At 38.6% G+C, this 17,241-nt stretch carries 17 protein-coding genes and 1 pseudogene; 15 read left to right on the top strand and 3 right to left on the bottom strand.

What is annotated here, in order from left to right:
- Window positions 1–63 precede the first annotated feature (63 nt).
- Genes HT717_RS05400 through HT717_RS05390 form a run of 3 tightly spaced genes read left to right on the top strand, consistent with a single transcriptional unit; the run spans window position 64 to window position 3,163 of the window.
- A complete protein-coding gene (locus HT717_RS05400) occupies window positions 64–2,046 on the top strand; it encodes an ABC transporter permease (RefSeq protein WP_033677480.1) in 1,983 nt (660 codons plus the stop codon).
- Window positions 2,043–2,666 carry an ATP-binding cassette domain-containing protein gene (locus HT717_RS05395; RefSeq protein ID WP_000151033.1) on the top strand — a complete coding sequence of 208 codons (624 nt, stop codon included), beginning with the start codon at window positions 2,043–2,045 and terminating at the stop codon, window positions 2,664–2,666. The genes HT717_RS05400 and HT717_RS05395 overlap by 4 nt, the downstream gene beginning before the upstream one ends.
- Entirely contained in the window at window positions 2,663–3,163 is a 501-nt protein-coding gene (locus HT717_RS05390; protein WP_000721122.1) for a hypothetical protein, read from the top strand. The genes HT717_RS05395 and HT717_RS05390 overlap by 4 nt, the downstream gene beginning before the upstream one ends.
- 165 nt (window positions 3,164–3,328) lie before the next feature.
- On the opposite strand, the gene gor is transcribed toward HT717_RS05390, so the two are convergent.
- A complete protein-coding gene (gor, locus tag HT717_RS05385) occupies window positions 3,329–4,675 on the bottom strand; it encodes a glutathione-disulfide reductase (RefSeq protein ID WP_173304627.1) in 1,347 nt (448 codons plus the stop codon).
- Window positions 4,676–4,966: 291 nt separating this feature from the next.
- On the opposite strand from gor, the gene HT717_RS05380 reads away from it, so the two are divergent.
- The 5 genes from HT717_RS05380 to HT717_RS05360 all read left to right on the top strand — a co-directional run bounded on the left by HT717_RS05380 (window position 4,967) and on the right by HT717_RS05360 (window position 11,271).
- Complete coding sequence (locus HT717_RS05380) at window positions 4,967–6,175, top strand: efflux RND transporter periplasmic adaptor subunit (protein WP_049541352.1); 1,209 nt, start codon at window positions 4,967–4,969, stop codon at window positions 6,173–6,175.
- Window positions 6,159–6,860 carry an ABC transporter ATP-binding protein gene (locus tag HT717_RS05375; protein WP_049541327.1) on the top strand — a complete coding sequence of 234 codons (702 nt, stop codon included), beginning with the start codon at window positions 6,159–6,161 and terminating at the stop codon, window positions 6,858–6,860. The genes HT717_RS05380 and HT717_RS05375 overlap by 17 nt, the downstream gene beginning before the upstream one ends.
- Before the next feature lies 1 nt (window position 6,861).
- Window positions 6,862–8,121 carry an ABC transporter permease gene (locus tag HT717_RS05370; RefSeq protein WP_049541329.1) on the top strand — a complete coding sequence of 420 codons (1,260 nt, stop codon included), beginning with the start codon at window positions 6,862–6,864 and terminating at the stop codon, window positions 8,119–8,121.
- 123 nt (window positions 8,122–8,244) lie between these two features.
- On the top strand, window positions 8,245–10,242 hold the full coding sequence (gene metG / locus HT717_RS05365; RefSeq protein ID WP_049541330.1) for a methionine--tRNA ligase: 1,998 nt from the start codon (window positions 8,245–8,247) through the stop codon (window positions 10,240–10,242).
- Window positions 10,243–10,344: 102 nt separating this feature from the next.
- Window positions 10,345–11,271: an aldo/keto reductase gene (locus tag HT717_RS05360; protein WP_049541332.1), complete on the top strand. Its 927-nt coding sequence runs from the start codon at window positions 10,345–10,347 to the stop codon at window positions 11,269–11,271.
- Window positions 11,272–11,553: 282 nt separating this feature from the next.
- On the opposite strand, the gene HT717_RS05355 is transcribed toward HT717_RS05360, so the two are convergent.
- Both HT717_RS05355 and HT717_RS05350 read right to left on the bottom strand, forming a co-directional pair.
- The gene (locus tag HT717_RS05355; protein ID WP_049541333.1) at window positions 11,554–12,201 is read right to left on the bottom strand and encodes a hemolysin III family protein; all 648 of its coding nucleotides are present in this window, start codon (window positions 12,199–12,201) and stop codon (window positions 11,554–11,556) included.
- Entirely contained in the window at window positions 12,201–12,644 is a 444-nt protein-coding gene (locus tag HT717_RS05350; protein WP_173304625.1) for a DUF1836 domain-containing protein, read from the bottom strand. Before HT717_RS05350 ends, HT717_RS05355 begins: the two co-directional genes overlap by 1 nt.
- Before the next feature lie 134 nt (window positions 12,645–12,778).
- On the opposite strand from HT717_RS05350, the gene HT717_RS05345 reads away from it, so the two are divergent.
- The 7 genes and pseudogenes from HT717_RS05345 (at window position 12,779) to trxB (ending at window position 17,134) form a co-directional block, all read left to right on the top strand.
- Window positions 12,779–13,273 (top strand): GNAT family N-acetyltransferase, encoded by a 495-nt coding sequence (locus tag HT717_RS05345; protein ID WP_173304623.1) that lies wholly within the window; start codon window positions 12,779–12,781, stop codon window positions 13,271–13,273.
- Window positions 13,273–13,782: pseudogene (locus HT717_RS05340) on the top strand (methylated-DNA--[protein]-cysteine S-methyltransferase); the annotation flags it as partial. The gene HT717_RS05345 and the pseudogene HT717_RS05340, both read left to right, overlap by 1 nt.
- A gap of 15 nt (window positions 13,783–13,797) precedes the next feature.
- Window positions 13,798–14,154, top strand: coding sequence for an arsenate reductase family protein (locus HT717_RS05335; RefSeq protein WP_173304709.1), 357 nt, complete (start codon window positions 13,798–13,800; stop codon window positions 14,152–14,154).
- Between the two features lie 157 nt (window positions 14,155–14,311).
- The gene (locus HT717_RS05330) at window positions 14,312–15,112 is read left to right on the top strand and encodes an amino acid ABC transporter permease (RefSeq protein WP_001103449.1); all 801 of its coding nucleotides are present in this window, start codon (window positions 14,312–14,314) and stop codon (window positions 15,110–15,112) included.
- Entirely contained in the window at window positions 15,112–15,855 is a 744-nt protein-coding gene (locus tag HT717_RS05325) for an amino acid ABC transporter ATP-binding protein (protein ID WP_173304621.1), read from the top strand. The genes HT717_RS05330 and HT717_RS05325 overlap by 1 nt, the downstream gene beginning before the upstream one ends.
- A 77-nt stretch (window positions 15,856–15,932) precedes the next feature.
- Window positions 15,933–16,157 carry a DUF4059 family protein gene (locus HT717_RS05320; protein ID WP_020900216.1) on the top strand — a complete coding sequence of 75 codons (225 nt, stop codon included), beginning with the start codon at window positions 15,933–15,935 and terminating at the stop codon, window positions 16,155–16,157.
- A gap of 65 nt (window positions 16,158–16,222) precedes the next feature.
- Window positions 16,223–17,134: a thioredoxin-disulfide reductase gene (gene trxB / locus HT717_RS05315; protein ID WP_020900217.1), complete on the top strand. Its 912-nt coding sequence runs from the start codon at window positions 16,223–16,225 to the stop codon at window positions 17,132–17,134.
- The last annotated feature ends 107 nt before the right edge of the window (window positions 17,135–17,241 follow it).

Below are 17,241 nucleotides of genomic sequence, written 5' to 3'. Positions count from 1 at the left end.
ATAATTTATGAAAACAAGAGACCCAATTATAAAATAGGGTCTCTTGTAATATGGTAATTGCTTATGAAATTAAAATTATGTATCATTGGATTCTTCTTCTGTTTGATTGCTGCAATTGGTTGGGTCACTATTAGCGATACAGAAATGCCCATACCTTTACCAATTGATGGTGCTTTTTCTATTCAAGGAAAAAGCAATCTTTCAAATAACGAAATATACGAAATGGTTCGTGATTTATCAAAATCGGAAAAGGTTACCATTTACAAGCCCATCGTTCAGAGTTCGGGTCAGTTGAGGTATGTAAATTTTGATGATGTAAATAATGAACAATTAAAGTCAACACCAATAATAGGGATGTATTACACCCTTGGGAAAATGGATATAGATAGTTTGAAACCACTTACGATGACGGGGTTGCAAACAGTATATATGGCTTATCCTTGGTATATAGGAGGAATCTTACAATTTACTGGAACTTTAAGAATACTGTTAATGGGTTCAATTTACTTAACTTTATTAGTTGTGTTATTTGTTGTTAGAACGAAGCAGATTAAAGAAGGAGTGATACGTCGTTCTTTGGGATTGCCTGTATACGATCTAAGAAGAGATTATGGTATTTCTCTTATTTTTGAACTGATTATGATGGCTTTATTGATGATTTCTTACAGTTCTTTTTTGGGAAATGGTTTCTTCACCTATAGTTCTAAGTTATTTTTCTCTCTGATTTTAACGAATTTTATACTATTTCAAATCATTGATCTCATCACCTTTGTTTTATTTTGGTTGACGATTCAGGTTGAAAAGCCTATTGAAATTATTAAAAACAAGGCAAAAAATAAACTTATTTTTGTCGTATGGCTTGCCATTATTTCGATTATTATCCTTATCTCAGGAGTTTTTTTACAAGAAACAAAGAGTAGTCAATCCAGTATTAACATTCAGATACAGAATTTAGTACCATGGGACACAGTAAAAGACTGGAGAAGGATTGAGTTCCTTGGAATTGAAAGTAACTCTACTAAAAATGGAGAAGTTAATGATTCGGATGGTCAGTATCTACAGATAGCTGCTTCCTTAAAAAACTTAGATTATTTATATATAGATCGATCCTCAGCATATGTTCCAGATTTCATGAAAACTTCACATGTTATGGAAAATTTTTCTAAACAATTAGAAAATGACGGAATAACGAATCCAGAAATAAATAAAGAGTTGATTTATATCAATCAAACAGGTGCTAACCTACAAAATAAAGTGAATGGAACAAACTATCATCTTTTAGATAATAAGATAGCAACCATTTATATTCCTGAGAAATGGAAAGAAAATCAGAAATCTATTGAGAATACAGTTGTAGCAGAACAATTTATTGGAACAAACTATACAAAAGAAGAAATTGCAGTACAAATAATTCCTGATGGTGATAAAATTTTTTATTTCAATGAAGATGCTGATGATAATCATAAAATGAAAGAGCTTTTACCAATGGCAAGTGTAGCAGATAGCACAGATAACATTGTTGTTGTGTTAGATACGGACAAAATGATTGAAAACAACAAGTTTTCTTTGGCTAGTAATATAACAACTAAGTCTCTTTTTAGTCCTGAGGCGGTAAATAAAATAAATGAAATGGCTACCCAGTTGAATGTTTCAATGAATCCAGTAGATGTTTACCAAATTGTGAAATTAAAGATCCAGTCCTTAGAGCACCAAATTCTACTTTCACAAATTTTGCAGAAGATAATTTACAGTATTGTCTTTATACTCATTTATCAATATGTCCAACTTTATATTACCCTAAAACAGAATGAATATGTGAAGAAAATCATTTTAGGTCTGTCAAAAACATATATAGCAATTTCAAGTCTCAAGTATTTTATGATGACTATTACAATCGTTATCCTATTTACATTTCTTATGACAGGTCAAATAGAGTTGCTATATATTGGTCTTGCTTCTCTGCTCGTTTTGATGTTGTCAATAATCATGAGTTTTAGAAAATTATCTGAAAGCTACACTAAAATTTTAAAAGGAGATGAAACATGACAATTGACCTTTTGAACGTTTCAAAAAGTTTCGGCTCAAAAAAGATCTTTACAGACTTAAATTTAAAATTTGAATCTGGAAAAAGTTATGCATTGATTGGAGGTTCTGGCTCTGGTAAAAGTACCCTTCTTAATATTATAGGAAGATTAGAAAAAATTGACAGTGGGAATGTTTTAGTTGATAAACAAGATATTTGGAAGATAAAAGAAAGAACTTTTTTTAAAAATACTGTTGGATATGTATTTCAGAATTATTCTTTAATAGATAACAAAACAGTATATGATAATTTGAAACTTATCACTAAAGACAAAAAAACAATAACTGATGTACTTGAAAAAGTAGGACTGTCAAGTGACTATTTACATCAAAAAATATATGAATTGTCTGGAGGGCAGGCTCAACGTGTAGCTATTGCCAGAATGTTAATGAAACCACGTAAAATTATCTTAGCAGATGAGCCTACAGGAGCTTTAGATGGTGAGATTGGAAAAGAAATTATTCGTTTATTATTGAATGAAAGAGATGAAGATAAATATGTCATTATAGCGACGCATGATCCAGCTGTCTATAACGAAGTTGATGTGATCATTGATATGAAAGATATAGGGGATAATGTATGAAAAAGATAATTTATATTGCTTTGATCTTTGTAGCTGGAATGCTTGCCATTTTCTTCTTTGGAAAACAAATGATCACAAAAGAAAATACCAATAAACCAACACTGGAGTTAATAGTCTATACGCTTTCTTCTAGTGATACAGAAAAATGGAATAAAGTGAAACAAGTAGAAACGGAAGAAGCTACATATATCATAACTGTGAAAGAAGTAGCGTCTTCAGAAGAAGTATTTTCAAACATCATTGCAAATGGAGCTGCTGCGGGGTTCGGAGTTCGTGAAGAAGAAGTGAAGCAATTTAATAATAATTTAGGAGACACTATTGAGGACTCTAAGCATAATAAACTCATTGGAATAGAATTTTTTACTTTTTCTAATGCTGACGAGGGATTTGTAGTAGCAAATTTTGACTACGGTAGTGAAGAGTTGAATTCTCAGAAAAAAGATATGAAAGAGTTATATAAAAAAATATATGAATCTTTTAAAGAAAAGAATAAATGATTGTGTTATAATCCTTATATTTTGTTATGGTTTGTTAATTGATTTTTGCATATCTTATTTCAACATACTATAAAATAAAACATAAGAAAACGAGTATCTCCAACTACGGCAATACTCGATTTTTGATATTTAGAAGTGTTTTTTGCTCTGCTTCTTTTATTTCGATTAACGCATAGTTACAAATTCTTCAGATGCAGTTGGGTGAATCGCCACAGTTGCATCAAAGTCTGCTTTGGTTGCTCCCATTTTGATAGCAACGGCAAATCCTTGAATCATTTCATCAACGCCGTAGCCAATTCCATGAAGTCCGACAACTTTTTCTTCTGAACCAGCTGTTATCAATTTGAAACGAGTTTCTTGACGGTTGCAAGTGCAAGCAGAGTACATAGAAGTAAAGCTTGATTTATAAACCTTGATTTGGTCTTGACCGTATTCTTTAATAGCTTGCTCTTCTGTCAAACCAACAGTTCCGATAGCAGGGTGTGAAAAGACAACAGTTGGAATAGTTGAGTAGTCCATTTTTGCAGTTGTTTTTCCGTTAAAGAGACGTTCAGACAAAGTACGTCCAGCCTTGATAGCAACTGGAGTCAGTTCTTTTTCACCTGTTACATCACCTAGAGCGTAGATTCCTTCAACAACAGTATTTTGATATTCATCCACTTGGATAAAGCCACGTTCGTTCAGAGTTACTCCAGCTTTTTCAAGTTGCAAGCCCTTAACGTTTGGACGGCGACCTGTAGCCCAAATAACTTGGCTAGCTGTATGACTAGTACCATCTTCGAAATGAATGGTAATGCCATCAGTAGTTTTTTCTAACTTGACAGGTACTTTGTGAGTATGAAGTGGCAAGTTTGTTCTTTCCATTTCCTTGACCAGACCTTCAACGATGTAAGAATCAAAACCACGTAAAGGACGGTCGCGACGAACAAAGAGATCTGTCTTGACACCAAAGGTGTGGAGTACGCCAGCCAATTCAACAGCGATATAACCAGCGCCTAGAATAGCAACTGACTCTGGCAATTCTTCCCAGGCAAATACATCATCAGAAGAACCACCTAGTTCAGCACCAGGAATATTTGGAATACTTGGATGGGCACCAGTAGCAATCACGATATGTTTAGCACGAATCAGTTCACCATTTACGCTGACAGTATGAGAATCTACAAATTCAGCATGGCCTTCAATCAGGTCTACGCCGTTGCGTTTAAAACTGCCATCATAAGAAGAACGAGCGCGATCAATGTAGGCTTCACGATTGCGACGTAGGGTTGCAAAGTCAAAGTTAAAATCAGTAGTCTTAAAGCCGTAGTCTTCTCCAAATTGATGGAAAGTCTCAGCGATTTGCGCCCCGTACCACATAATTTTTTTAGGAACACAGCCGACGTTGACACAGGTTCCACCTAGTTTCTTTTCCTCAATAACGGCTGCTTTGGCTCCGTGTTCACCAGCACGGTTCATGGTAGCAATTCCTCCACTACCTCCACCGATAGCAATGATATCGTATTCTCTCATTGAAAACTCCTTTGTACTCTTTTAAATAGTAGAGTGTCATTTTTTGATAGTCATATTCTATCTTTTTTTTGATGTGATTGCAAAAATCTGCTACGTCCAAAAAAATTAAAGAAAAGGCTTGCAAAAAGGGAAAATAAAGTGTATTATATATCTAGTACAATAACAACAAAAATAAATTCCGAACAATAATTAAATCCTGAAATGTCATTATTTCGTTCTGAACTGTTATTGTTTATATTTGGGAATTTTTGTATAATATTGTTAAGGACTTTAAATCAAAAAAGGAGTTTCATTATGAAAAAGAATCGTAAGGCTAAAAAGTGGCAATTGTATGCAGCAATTGGTGCTGCAAGTGTAGTTGTATTGGGGGCTGGGGGCATTTTGCTCTTTAGACAACCTTCTCAAACCGCTGTAAAAGATGAGCCAACTCATCTTGTTGTTGCTAAAGAAGGAAGCGTGGCATCTTCTGTTTTATTGTCAGGGACAGTAACAGCAAAAAATGAACAATATGTTTATTTTGATGCTAGCAAAGGAGATTTAGATGAAATCCTTGTTTCTGTGGGCGATAAGGTTAGTGAAGGACAGGCTTTAGTTAAGTACAGTAGTTCAGAAGCACAGGCGGCCTATGATTCAGCGAGTCGAGCAGTTGCGAAGGCAGATCGCCATATCAACGAACTCAACCAAGCACGCAATGAAGCCGCTTCAGCTCCAGCTCTACAATTGCCAACACCAGCAGGAGGCGAAGGAGCTGCAGCCCAAACTCCAGCTCCAGTCTCAGGAAATTCAGTGTCATCTATTGATGCACAATTAGGTGATGCTCGTGATGCTCGTGCAGATGCAGCAGCGCAATTAAGCAAGGCTCAAAGTCAGTTGGATGCAATGACGGTTCTCAGTACCCTAGAGGGAACTGTGGTCGAAGTCAACCGCAATGTTTCTAAATCTCCAACAGGAGCTAGCCAGGTGGTAGTTCATGTCGTTAGCAATGAAAACTTGCAAGTTAAGGGGGAACTATCTGAATATAACCTTGCCAACCTCTCTGTAGGACAAGAAGTAACCTTTACTTCTAAAGTTTACCAAGATAAGAGCTGGACTGGTAAGATTAGCTACATTTCTGACTACCCTAAAAACAATGGTGAAGCAGCAAGTGCAGCGGCTGCCGCAGCAACTGGTAATTCTGGTTCTAAATATCCATATACCATCGATGTTACAAGTGAAATCGGTAACTTGAAACAAGGATTTTCTGTAAGTGTTGAGGTGAAGAACAAGACTAAAGCTATTCTGGTTCCTTTAACAAGTGTTGTGATTGAAAATGATAAGAATTATGTCTGGGTACTTGACGAGCAGAAAAAGGCCAAGAAAGTCGAAGTTGGTTTGGGAAATGCTGATGCAGACAACCAAGAAATCACCTCAGGTCTGACAAATGGAGTCAAGGTCATCAGTAACCCGACGTCTTCTCTAGAGGAAGGAAAAGAGGTGAAGGCTGATGAAGAAACTAATTAGTTTAAAAAATATCTGCAGAAGCTACCGTAATGGTGATCAAGAACTGCAGGTACTCAAAAATATCAATCTAGAAGTGAATGAGGGTGAATTTGTTGCCATCATGGGACCATCTGGTTCTGGTAAGTCTACTCTCATGAATACCATTGGCATGTTGGATACACCAAGCAGTGGAGAGTATTATCTTGAAGGTCAAGAAGTAGCGGGGCTAGGTGAAAAACAACTAGCTAAGGTTCGCAACCAACAAATCGGCTTTGTCTTTCAGCAGTTCTTTCTTCTATCTAAACTCAATGCTCTGCAAAATGTAGAATTGCCTTTGATTTACGCAGGAGTTTCAGCTTCAAAACGTCGCAAGTTAGCTGAGGAATATTTAGATAAGGTTGAGTTGACAGAACGCAGTCACCATTTACCTTCGGAATTATCTGGAGGTCAAAAGCAACGTGTAGCTATCGCGCGTGCCTTGGTAAACAATCCTTCTATTATCCTAGCGGATGAACCGACAGGAGCCTTGGATACCAAAACAGGGAACCAAATTATGCAACTGTTGGTTGAACTAAATAAAGAAGGAAAAACCATTATCATGGTAACGCATGAGCCTGAAATCGCTGCTTATGCTAAACGCCAGATTGTCATTCGAGATGGAGTTATTTCGTCTGACAGTGCGCAGTTAGAAAGGGAGGAAAACTAAGATGCAGAATCTGAAATTTGCCTTTTCATCTATCATGGCCCACAAGATGCGCTCTTTTCTCACTATGATTGGGATTATCATTGGTGTTTCATCAGTTGTTGTGATTATGGCTCTGGGAGATTCCATGTCTCGTCAGGTTAATAAAAACATGACCAAGTCACAGAAGAATATCCATGTCTTTTTCTCGCCTATTAAAAGTAAAGACGGTTCTTTTACCCAAAAACAATCAGCTTTGACAGTTTCTGGGAAAGAAGAGGATGTTCCTGTGGAACCACCAAAACCGCAAGAAGCTTGGGTTAAGGAGGCGGCCAAACTTAAGGGTGTAGATAGTTACTATGTAACCAACTCGACAAATACGACCCTGTCTTATAAAGATAAAAAGGTTGAGCGCGCTAGCTTGACAGGTGGAAATATTACTTACATGAAGGCGGTTGAAAATGAAATTGTTGCAGGTCGTAGTCTTATAGCTCAGGATTATAAAGATGTGGCCAGTGTCATTTTGCTAGACCAGGAACTTGCTAACAGTCTGTTTGGATCTGCTCAAGAAGCTGTTAACAAGATTATAGATGTTGGTGGCTTTAGTTATCGTGTCATTGGTGTCTATACTAGCGATGAAGCCAAGGCTGTCAAGACATTTGGTATTGGTGGACTTCCCATTACGACTAATATTTCTCTTGCCAATAACTTCAATATGGATGAAATTTCTGATATTGTTTTCCGAGTTAATGATACCAGTTTGACACCAACTGTAGGACCAGAATTAGCTAGAAAAATGACCGAAATTGCTAGTCTTCAACAAGGAGAGTATCAGGTGGCAGATGCGACTGCAGCCTTCCAAGAAGTACAACAACTTTTTGGATTTATAACTACGATTATTAGTGCCATCGCAGGAATTTCTCTCTTTGTTGGAGGGACTGGTGTTATGAACATTATGCTTGTTTCGGTGACAGAGCGTACCCGTGAGATTGGTCTCCGTAAGGCTTTGGGTGCGACACGTGCTAATATTTTAATTCAGTTTTTGATTGAATCCATGATTTTGACCTTGCTAGGTGGAGTTATTGGTTTGACAATTGCGACAGGATTAACCGCTATAGCTGGTATACTTTTACAAGGTTTGATTGCGGGTATAGAGGTGGGAGTATCAATTCCAGTTGCCCTATTTAGTCTTGCAGTTTCGGCTAGTGTTGGTATGATTTTTGGGGTTTTACCAGCCAACAAAGCATCTAAACTTGATCCAATCGAAGCCCTTCGTTATGAATAAGATCAACAAGATGGACACTTGTCTATCTTGTTTTTGTATGGATTTCCCTATCGAAATTTATTAAAAATGTGATATAATGAAGTATTAGAAAAACAGGTTTCATTTGCCTGGAAAGGAAAAATTATGTCTGAAAAGAATTTTTATATTACAACGCCGATTTACTATCCATCTGGTAAACTTCATATCGGTTCTGCCTACACAACCATCGCCTGTGATGTCCTAGCTCGTTACAAACGTCTCATGGGCTACGATGTCTTTTATTTGACAGGTCTTGATGAACATGGTCAGAAAATCCAGCAGAAAGCTGAAGAAGCTGGTATCACACCTCAAGCCTATGTTGATGGGATGGCAGTTGGAGTCAAAGAACTCTGGCAATTACTAGATATCTCATACGATAAATTTATCCGTACAACTGATGATTACCATGAAAAAGTAGTGGCGCAGGTCTTTGAACGCTTGCTTGCTCAAGATGATATTTACTTGGGTGAATATTCTGGTTGGTATTCAGTCTCAGATGAGGAATTCTTTACAGAAAGCCAGCTTGCGGAGGTTTTCCGTGACGAAGCTGGAAATGTGACTGGCGGTATCGCTCCATCAGGTCACGAAGTGGAATGGGTATCTGAAGAATCATACTTCCTCCGCCTCAGCAAATACCAAGATCGTTTGGTCGAATTTTTCAAAGCCCATCCTGAATTCATCACGCCAGATGGTCGCCTTAATGAAATGCTGCGCAACTTCATCGAGCCAGGTTTAGAGGATTTGGCAGTTTCTCGTACAACCTTTACATGGGGTGTTCCAGTACCATCTAATCCAAAACACGTTGTCTATGTTTGGATTGATGCCCTTCTTAACTATGCGACAGCTCTTGGCTACGGTCAAGATGAACATGGTAACTTTGACAAGTTCTGGAATGGAACAGTCTTCCATATGGTGGGGAAAGACATCCTTCGTTTCCACTCAATCTATTGGCCAATCCTTCTTATGATGTTGGATATCAAATTGCCAGATCGTTTGATTGCCCATGGTTGGTTTGTCATGAAAGACGGCAAAATGTCTAAGTCTAAAGGGAATGTGGTCTATCCTGAAATATTGGTAGAGCGTTACGGACTGGATCCGCTTCGTTACTACCTCATGCGTAGCCTTCCAGTTGGTTCAGACGGAACCTTTACTCCAGAAGACTATGTAGGCCGTATCAACTACGAATTGGCCAATGACCTTGGAAACCTCCTCAACCGTACGGTTTCTATGATTAACAAGTACTTTGATGGGCAAATTCCAGCCTATGTGGAAGGTGTGACAGAATTTGACAATGCTCTTGCTCAAGTAGCTGCTGAATCAATCGCTGACTACCATACACACATGGAAGCAGTTGACTACCCACGTGCCCTTGAAGCAGTTTGGACGCTTATCTCCCGTACTAATAAATACATCGACGAGACAGCTCCATGGGTCTTGGCTAAGGATGAAGCACTTCGTGACCAATTGGCAAGTGTTATGAGCCACTTGGCAGCCAGTCTTCGTGTCGTAGCTCACTTGATTGAGCCATTTATGATGGAAACTAGTCGCGCTGTATTGGCACAACTTGGATTGGAAGAAGTAGCGAGCCTTGAGAACTTGAGTTTGGCTAATTTCCCTGAGGGTGTAACAGTAGTTGTCAAAGGAACACCAATCTTCCCACGTCTGGACATGGAAGAAGAGATTGTCTATATCAAGGAACAAATGGAAGGCAACAAACCAGCAGTTGCAAAAGAATGGAATCCAGACGAAGTAGAACTCAAACTTAACAAAGAAGAAATCAAGTTTGAGGACTTTGACAAGGTTGAAATTCGTGTCGCAGAAGTCAAAGAAGTGTCTAAAGTAGAAGGCTCTGATAAGTTGCTTCAATTCCGCTTGGATGCTGGTGATGGTGAAGACCGTCAAATTCTCTCAGGGATTGCTAAGTACTATCCAAACGAACAAGAATTGGTCGGCAAAAAAGTTCAAATCGTTGCTAACCTCAAACCACGTAAAATGATGAAGAAATATGTCAGTCAAGGGATGATTCTCTCAGCTGAACATGATGGACAATTAACCCTTCTTACAGTTGATCCAGCTGTGCCAAACGGAAGTGTGATTGGGTAAGATTTAAAAGGACCAGTTTGAACTGGTTCTTTTCTTTTTTTAGGTAGCAGTTGATAAAAGTGTCATTCTGCTTTATAATGAAGAAAAACGGAGGAAATTGCCATGAAATACATTCCATTTGGTCAAGATGACAAAGAATTATCAGAAATTGTTCTCGGAATGATGAGAATCAAAGATAAGTCTGTAAAAGAAGTTGAAGAGCTTGTAGAAACAGCACTTTCTGTTGGAATCAATGCTTTCGACTCGGCTGATATATATGGTCGTGGTCGTTGTGAAGAACTGTTAGGTCTTGTCCTAAAAAATCGTCCAGATTTAAGAGAAAAGATGTGGATTCAGTCAAAATGTGGTATTCGCATAGAAGAATTTACCTATTTTGATTTTTCAAAAGAGTATATATTACAATCAGTTGATGGGATTTTAGAAAGATTGCAGGTTGATTATTTAGATAGCTTGCTTCTTCATCGACCAGATGCTTTGATGGAATCTGATCAAGTGGCTCAAGCATTTGAAATTCTACAAAAATCAGGTAAAGTTCGAGACTTTGGTGTGTCCAACCAAAATCCCATGATGATGGAATTGCTGAAGAAAGAAGTCAAACAACCTCTATCTATCAATCAATTACAATTAAGTGCAGCTTTCACACCTGGTTTTGAAGCAGGATTTCATGTCAATATGGAAGGAAACAAGGCAGCTTTGCGTGATGGAAGCGTCTTTGAATACTGCAAATTAAACGATATGGTTATTCAGGCCTGGTCAGTCTTGCAGTTCGGATATTTCAAAGGGAATTTTGTCGGCAATGAGAAATTTCAAGCTTTAAATCAAGTACTTGATCGTTTAGCTTTTAAATATGGAGTAACCCCTTCAACTATTGCCATTTCTTGGATATTGCGTTATCCAGCAAAAATGCAGGCAGTCGTAGGTACAAAAAATCCTAAGCATTTGATAGAAGCTAGCCAAGCGACAAACTTTAACTTAACAAGAAAAGAATGGTATGAAATTTACATCGCTGCAGGGAATGATTTACCTTAGGAAAAAATGCATTTAAAGAAATCACAGTCAAAAAAATGTTTCAAAACGTTTTTTTGTTATGTGGCTATTAGTCTGTCTTGATTCGTTAGGTACGGTTCATAAACGGATGACTATGATTTAACTATTCTGATTTATATACTGGTAGGGAAGTAGTATCCCATAATCGACGGCACGATAGTAGATATTATAAAATGGACTAGAGTCATTTTTGGATTTTGATTGAGTATAAAACATCATAGAGAATAAAAAAATGAGGTTAGGATTTTTTGTCCTAACCTATTTTTACATATAATAAACAATGGCAATGTACTGGAGGGCAGATGCTGCTAGGATAAAGAGATGCCAAATCATGTGGAAATAAGGTTTTTTCTTGGCGTAAAATCCAACCCCAACTGTATAACAGAGTCCGCCAGTTACCATGAGACTCCAAAAGATTGGAGTTGTTTGACTGATAATGGCAGGAATGATAGCTAGAACCAACCAGCCCATAATCAGGTAAAGAGTAAGGCTAAATTTCTCATTGACTTTTTTAGCAAAGATTTTATAGAGGATGCCGAAAATGGTCGTTCCCCACTGGATAGCAATAATCAGATAGCCAAACCAGTTATTCATCAAGGTCAAGACGACGGGCGTGTATGAGCCTGCAATAGCAACATAAATCATAGAATGATCAATGATTCTCAAGACATATTTATGGGTCGAACCATAGGCCATAGAGTGGTAAATGGTGGATGAGAGGAACATGAGAAAAAGACTGATGACGAAAATGGAAACACCGACAGAGAATAAAAATCCGTGTACTTCATAACTATAGGTGGATGAAATAGGCAGTAAGATGAGCATGATCACTGCACCCACAGCGTGGGTCACACTATTAGCAATCTCCTCTCCAAAGCTAAGTTGTTTGCTGAGTTTAAGACTAGTATTCATTAGATTTCCTCCTCTTCAGTCTGATGGATTAAGGCTAGAGTTTGATGATAGAGTTTAACGGTTTGACAGCTACTTTGGATAATAGGGTTAGCTGGGTCTATTCCTTGGTTCATATAGTCCACAAAAGCATCGTAGAGTTGGTCTGAGCTGGCTTGACTTTGGAGAGTATTAAGGGTCTGAGCGATTTCTTGAATCGAAAAGACAGATTTGAGGGTGGTGATAGCAATCAAACGGGCAATCTGTTGGCGTTGGTATTTTTTCTTGTCAGGCTTTGTTAGATAACCATGTTTGACATAGTTGTTGACCATGGATGCTGTTAGGCCTTTGTCTTTATCTGGAGAGACAGGAGCGCAGACTTGATTGACATAGAGTAAAACCTGATCCAGATAGAGGTCAATATTTGGGATTTCTGCCCATTTAGGGTAGGAAAAAGCAGTTTTCATTTCCAACTCCTTTTTATCTAGTTTTAATAACTAGATTATAAAATAATAAAAAAAGAAAGTCAAGTTTTAACTGCTTGTGAAAAGGCTTAAATTATGCTATGATGGGAGAAACTAGTCAGAAATGAGGAGAAAAGATGGAGATTCGTTTAGCTTTTCCAAATGAAGTGGATGCCATTATGCAGGTGATGGAGGATGCTAAAAAGTGCTTAGCCAAGTCTGGTAGCGACCAGTGGCAAAATGGCTATCCCAATGCCGATATCATTATTGATGATATCATCTCAGGTCAAGCCTATGTGGCCTTGGAAGAGGGAGAACTGCTAGCCTATGCTGCTGTGACCAAGAGTCCAGAGGAAGCCTATGAAGGCATTTATGAGGGAAACTGGCAAGCTGGAGAGTCAGAGTACCTAGTCTTTCATCGTATTGCTGTGGCAGCAGATGTGCAGGGACAGGGAGTCGCTCAAACCTTCTTAGAGGGCTTGATTGAAGGTTTTGACTATCTTGATTTTCGTTCAGATACGCATGCTGAAAACAAGGCCATGCAACATATTTTTGAAAAACTCGGTTTTAAACAGGTCGGTAAGGTGTCAGTAGATGGTGAACGCTTGGCCTATCAAAAATTGAAGAAATAATGCAAAAGAAGTACGAAAAAATGCTCTATTCTTCGCCAATTGGATCCCTTTCTCTCGTAGCTGATGACCAATATCTGTATGGAATTTGGGTACAGGACCAGAAGCATTTTGAGAGAGGATTGGGAGATGAAACAATAGAAGAAGTTGTTAGTCATCCCATTTTAGACTCTGTTATTGCTTGCTTAGATGATTACTTTAAAGGCAGGTCTCAGGATTTATCCAACTTACCCTTGGCTCCAATCGGTACGGGTTTTGAAAAGCGGGTTTGGTCCTATTTACAGAGAATTCCTTATGGTCAGACAGTGACCTATGGGCAAATAGCCCAAGATCTGCAAGTGGCGTCTGCTCAAGCAATTGGTGGAGCTGTAGGACGTAATCCTTGGTCCATCCTTGTACCTTGTCACCGTGTGCTGGGAGCAGGCAAGCGTCTGACAGGTTATGCTGCAGGAGTGGAAAAGAAAGCTTGGCTCTTGGAGCATGAAGGCGCAGATTTTAAAGATACAAACAAATATAAGGAGAAACACATGTTAGAATTTATCGAATACCCAAAATGTTCAACTTGTAAAAAAGCAAAACAAGAATTAAACCAACTCGGTGTGGACTACAAAGATGTTCATATCGTCGAAGAAACACCTAGTCAAGAAGTCATTTTAAACTGGCTAGAGACCTCAGGTTTCGAATTGAAGCAATTTTTCAACACCAGTGGTATTAAATACCGTGAATTGGGGTTGAAAGATAAGGTGGGAAGTCTGTCAAATCAAGAAGCAGCCGAGTTGCTAGCAAGCGACGGTATGTTGTTAAAACGACCGATTTTAGTGGAAAATGGAACTGTTAAGCAAATCGGTTATCGAAAAGTTTACGAAGAACTGGGACTGAAATAGTTTTTACTTATCTCTTTGATAGATAAAATATATAACCTCCCTGTTTCAAAGTATGATAAACTAGTAGGTAGACAAAGTCTGTATCTGACCGTAGCAAATAATTTCATTGACGGCAGAAGTATGGTAGAATGAATCATTATCAGGAGAGGATGTTTTTATGAATGTTACAACGATTTTAGCATCAGATTGGTACCAAAACTTGATGCAATTGATTCCGGATGGTAAGCTGTTTAGCCTACGTTCGGTCTTTGATGGGATTCCAAGGATTGTTCAACAGCTTCCAACAACGATTATGTTGACAATTGGTGGTGCCCTTTTTGGCTTGGTTTTGGCGCTTCTTTTTGCTATTGTGAAAATCAATCGTGTCAAGATTTTATATCCCTTGCAGGCCTTCTTTGTTAGTTTCCTCAAAGGGACACCGATTTTGGTGCAACTCATGTTGACCTACTACGGAATTCCTTTGGCTTTGAAAGCCCTCAATCAGCAATGGGGAACTGGTCTCAATATCAATGCGATTCCAGCCGCTGCTTTTGCGATTGTTGCCTTTGCTTTTAATGAAGCAGCTTATGCCAGTGAAACCATTCGTGCAGCCATTCTCTCAGTTAATCCTGGTGAGATTGAGGCGGCACGCAGCTTGGGTATGACGCGAGCACAAGTTTATCGACGAGTGATTATTCCAAATGCGGCCGTTGTGGCGACTCCAACCTTGATTAATTCCCTAATCGGCTTGACCAAGGGAACTTCCCTAGCCTTTAGTGCGGGTGTTGTGGAAGTCTTTGCCCAAGCTCAGATTTTGGGTGGAGCTGATTACCGCTATTTTGAACGCTTTATCTCCGTTGCCCTTGTTTATTGGGTAGTCAATATTGGAATTGAAAGCCTCGGTCGTTTTATCGAGAGAAAAATGGCTATTTCCGCACCTGATACAGTGCAAACAGATGTGAAAGGAGACCTTCGTTAATGATTAAGATTTCGAATTTAAGTAAATCGTTTTCAGGACAGACTGTCTTGGATCATCTGGACTTGGATATCCAAAAAGGAGAAGTCGTAGCCTTGATTGGTTCTTCAGGAGCTGGAAAATCAACCTTCCTTCGCAGTCTTAATTATCTTGAAACTCCTGACAGTGGATCAATTCAGATTGATGATTTCTCAGTTGATTTTTCTAAAATCACTCAAGAAGAAATCCTTGCCCTACGCCGCAAGCTGTCAATGGTTTTCCAACAATTTAATTTGTTTGAACGCCGCACAGCACTTGATAATGTGAAAGAAGGCTTGGTTGTTGTTAAAAAATTATCTGACCAAGAAGCAACCAAGATTGCCAAGGAAGAGTTGGCTAAGGTTGGGCTTTCTGACCGTGAGAATCATTACCCTCGTCATTTATCAGGTGGTCAGAAGCAACGGGTTGCCCTAGCGCGTGCTCTTGCCATGAAACCAGATGTCTTGCTCTTAGATGAACCAACTTCAGCTCTTGACCCAGAATTGGTCGGTGAAGTAGAAAAATCTATTGCAGATGCTGCTAAGTCAGGTCAAACCATGATTTTGGTTAGTCATGATATGTCCTTTGTAGCCCAAGTGGCTGATAAGATTCTCTTCCTAGATAAGGGGAAAATCATTGAGTCTGGAACACCGGATGAGATTATCCACAATCCTAAAGAAGAGCGGACAAAAGAATTCTTCGCTAGTTACAAACGGACTTATATTTGATATAATAGATAAAGAAAAACTCAGTTAGCTGGACTAGCTGAGTTTACTCTTTAAAAAAGATAGAAATGAGAGAAATCATGCTACTGCAACTATTTTCTTTATATTTCGAGAGTTTGATCTTGACCACCATCCTTGTCCTGATTTTTTTAGGAATTTGGATTGGACTAAGAGCCATGTCGGGAGTTGATAAGACAGTAAAGGCTCGCCAAGCCCATCTCTATGATATGATTATGATTGGAGTTTTGGTTGTTCCAGTATTATCCTTTGCGGTTATGAGTTTAATTCTTGTTTTCAAAGCATAATCCTTGCTTGATTGACAAGAAAGAGTTAGAATAAAGATAGTTACAACAAGAAAGAAGGAAACTATATGTACGATACTATTATTATCGGTGCTGGACCTGCAGGGATGACTGCGGCCTTATACGCTGCTCGAAGCAATTTGAAAGTAGCCTTGATTGAAGGTGGTCTGCCAGGTGGTCAGATGAATAATACATCTGATATTGAAAATTATCCAGGGTACGCTAATATCAGTGGCCCAGAATTGGCTGAAAAGATGTTTGAACCACTTGAAAATCTTGGTGTTGAACACATTTATGGTTATGTTGAAAATGTAGAAGACCATGGTGATTTTAAGAAAGTGATTACTGATGACCAAACATATGAAACACGTACAGTTATCGTAGCAACTGGTTCTAAACATCGTCCTTTGGGAGTGCCTGGAGAAGAAGAACTGAACAGTCGTGGTGTTTCTTACTGTGCTGTGTGTGATGGTGCTTTCTTCCGTGACCAAGATTTGTTGGTAGTCGGTGGTGGAGATTCAGCTGTTGAAGAAGCTCTCTTCTTGACTCGTTTTGCTAAGACTGTTACCATCGTTCACCGTCGTGATCAACTTCGTGCCCAAAAGGTTTTACAAGACCGCGCTTTTGCGAATGAGAAAATCAGTTTTATCTGGGATTCTGTAGTTAAGGAAATCAAAGGTGAAAATCGAGTAGAATCTGTCGTATTTGAAAATGTGAAAACAGGTCAAGTGACAGAACAAGCCTTCGGTGGTGTCTTTATCTATGTTGGATTGGACCCTCTTAGCGATTTTGTTAAAGAATTGAATATTCAAGATCAGGCAGGCTGGATTGTGACAGATAGCCACATGAAGACTGCAGTTGACGGTATCTTTGCAGTTGGAGATGTTCGCTTGAAAGACCTTCGTCAAGTGACAACAGCAGTTGGAGATGGGGCTATCGCTGGTCAAGAAGCCTACAAGTTTATCACCGAACATAGTTAATCATAAAAACGCATAGCATCAGAGTTACAAAAAATTTGACACTATGCGTTTTATTGTGGGAAAATTAATCTCATTTTCTACTGAAATTGAGTTTTGCCAGCCTCTTA

This window comes from Streptococcus sp. 959 (assembly GCF_013277075.1).
In the GTDB taxonomy this organism is placed as follows: Bacteria; Bacillota; Bacilli; order Lactobacillales; family Streptococcaceae; genus Streptococcus; species Streptococcus pseudopneumoniae_C.
Note: the sequence above shows the minus strand (reverse complement) of the source record. Positions and strands in the feature narration are given on the sequence as shown.

Excerpts from the sequence above, each read along its gene's own strand:
- HT717_RS05390 (WP_000721122.1), top strand. The coding sequence starts at position 2,663 with ATGAAAAAGATAATTTATATTGCTTTGATCTTTGTAGCTGGAATGCTT.
- metG (WP_049541330.1), top strand. The coding sequence starts at position 8,245 with ATGTCTGAAAAGAATTTTTATATTACAACGCCGATTTACTATCCATCT.
- HT717_RS05320 (WP_020900216.1), top strand. The coding sequence starts at position 15,933 with ATGCTACTGCAACTATTTTCTTTATATTTCGAGAGTTTGATCTTGACC.
- HT717_RS05330 (WP_001103449.1), top strand. The coding sequence starts at position 14,312 with ATGAATGTTACAACGATTTTAGCATCAGATTGGTACCAAAACTTGATG.
- HT717_RS05355 (WP_049541333.1), bottom strand. The coding sequence starts at position 12,201 with ATGAATACTAGTCTTAAACTCAGCAAACAACTTAGCTTTGGAGAGGAG.
- HT717_RS05345 (WP_173304623.1), top strand. The coding sequence starts at position 12,779 with ATGGAGATTCGTTTAGCTTTTCCAAATGAAGTGGATGCCATTATGCAG.
- HT717_RS05370 (WP_049541329.1), top strand. The coding sequence starts at position 6,862 with ATGCAGAATCTGAAATTTGCCTTTTCATCTATCATGGCCCACAAGATG.
- HT717_RS05350 (WP_173304625.1), bottom strand. The coding sequence starts at position 12,644 with ATGAAAACTGCTTTTTCCTACCCTAAATGGGCAGAAATCCCAAATATT.
- HT717_RS05400 (WP_033677480.1), top strand. The coding sequence starts at position 64 with ATGAAATTAAAATTATGTATCATTGGATTCTTCTTCTGTTTGATTGCT.
- HT717_RS05395 (WP_000151033.1), top strand. The coding sequence starts at position 2,043 with ATGACAATTGACCTTTTGAACGTTTCAAAAAGTTTCGGCTCAAAAAAG.
- HT717_RS05360 (WP_049541332.1), top strand. The coding sequence starts at position 10,345 with ATGAAATACATTCCATTTGGTCAAGATGACAAAGAATTATCAGAAATT.
- HT717_RS05325 (WP_173304621.1), top strand. The coding sequence starts at position 15,112 with ATGATTAAGATTTCGAATTTAAGTAAATCGTTTTCAGGACAGACTGTC.
- HT717_RS05375 (WP_049541327.1), top strand. The coding sequence starts at position 6,159 with ATGAAGAAACTAATTAGTTTAAAAAATATCTGCAGAAGCTACCGTAAT.
- HT717_RS05335 (WP_173304709.1), top strand. The coding sequence starts at position 13,798 with ATGTTAGAATTTATCGAATACCCAAAATGTTCAACTTGTAAAAAAGCA.
- trxB (WP_020900217.1), top strand. The coding sequence starts at position 16,223 with ATGTACGATACTATTATTATCGGTGCTGGACCTGCAGGGATGACTGCG.
- gor (WP_173304627.1), bottom strand. The coding sequence starts at position 4,675 with ATGAGAGAATACGATATCATTGCTATCGGTGGAGGTAGTGGAGGAATT.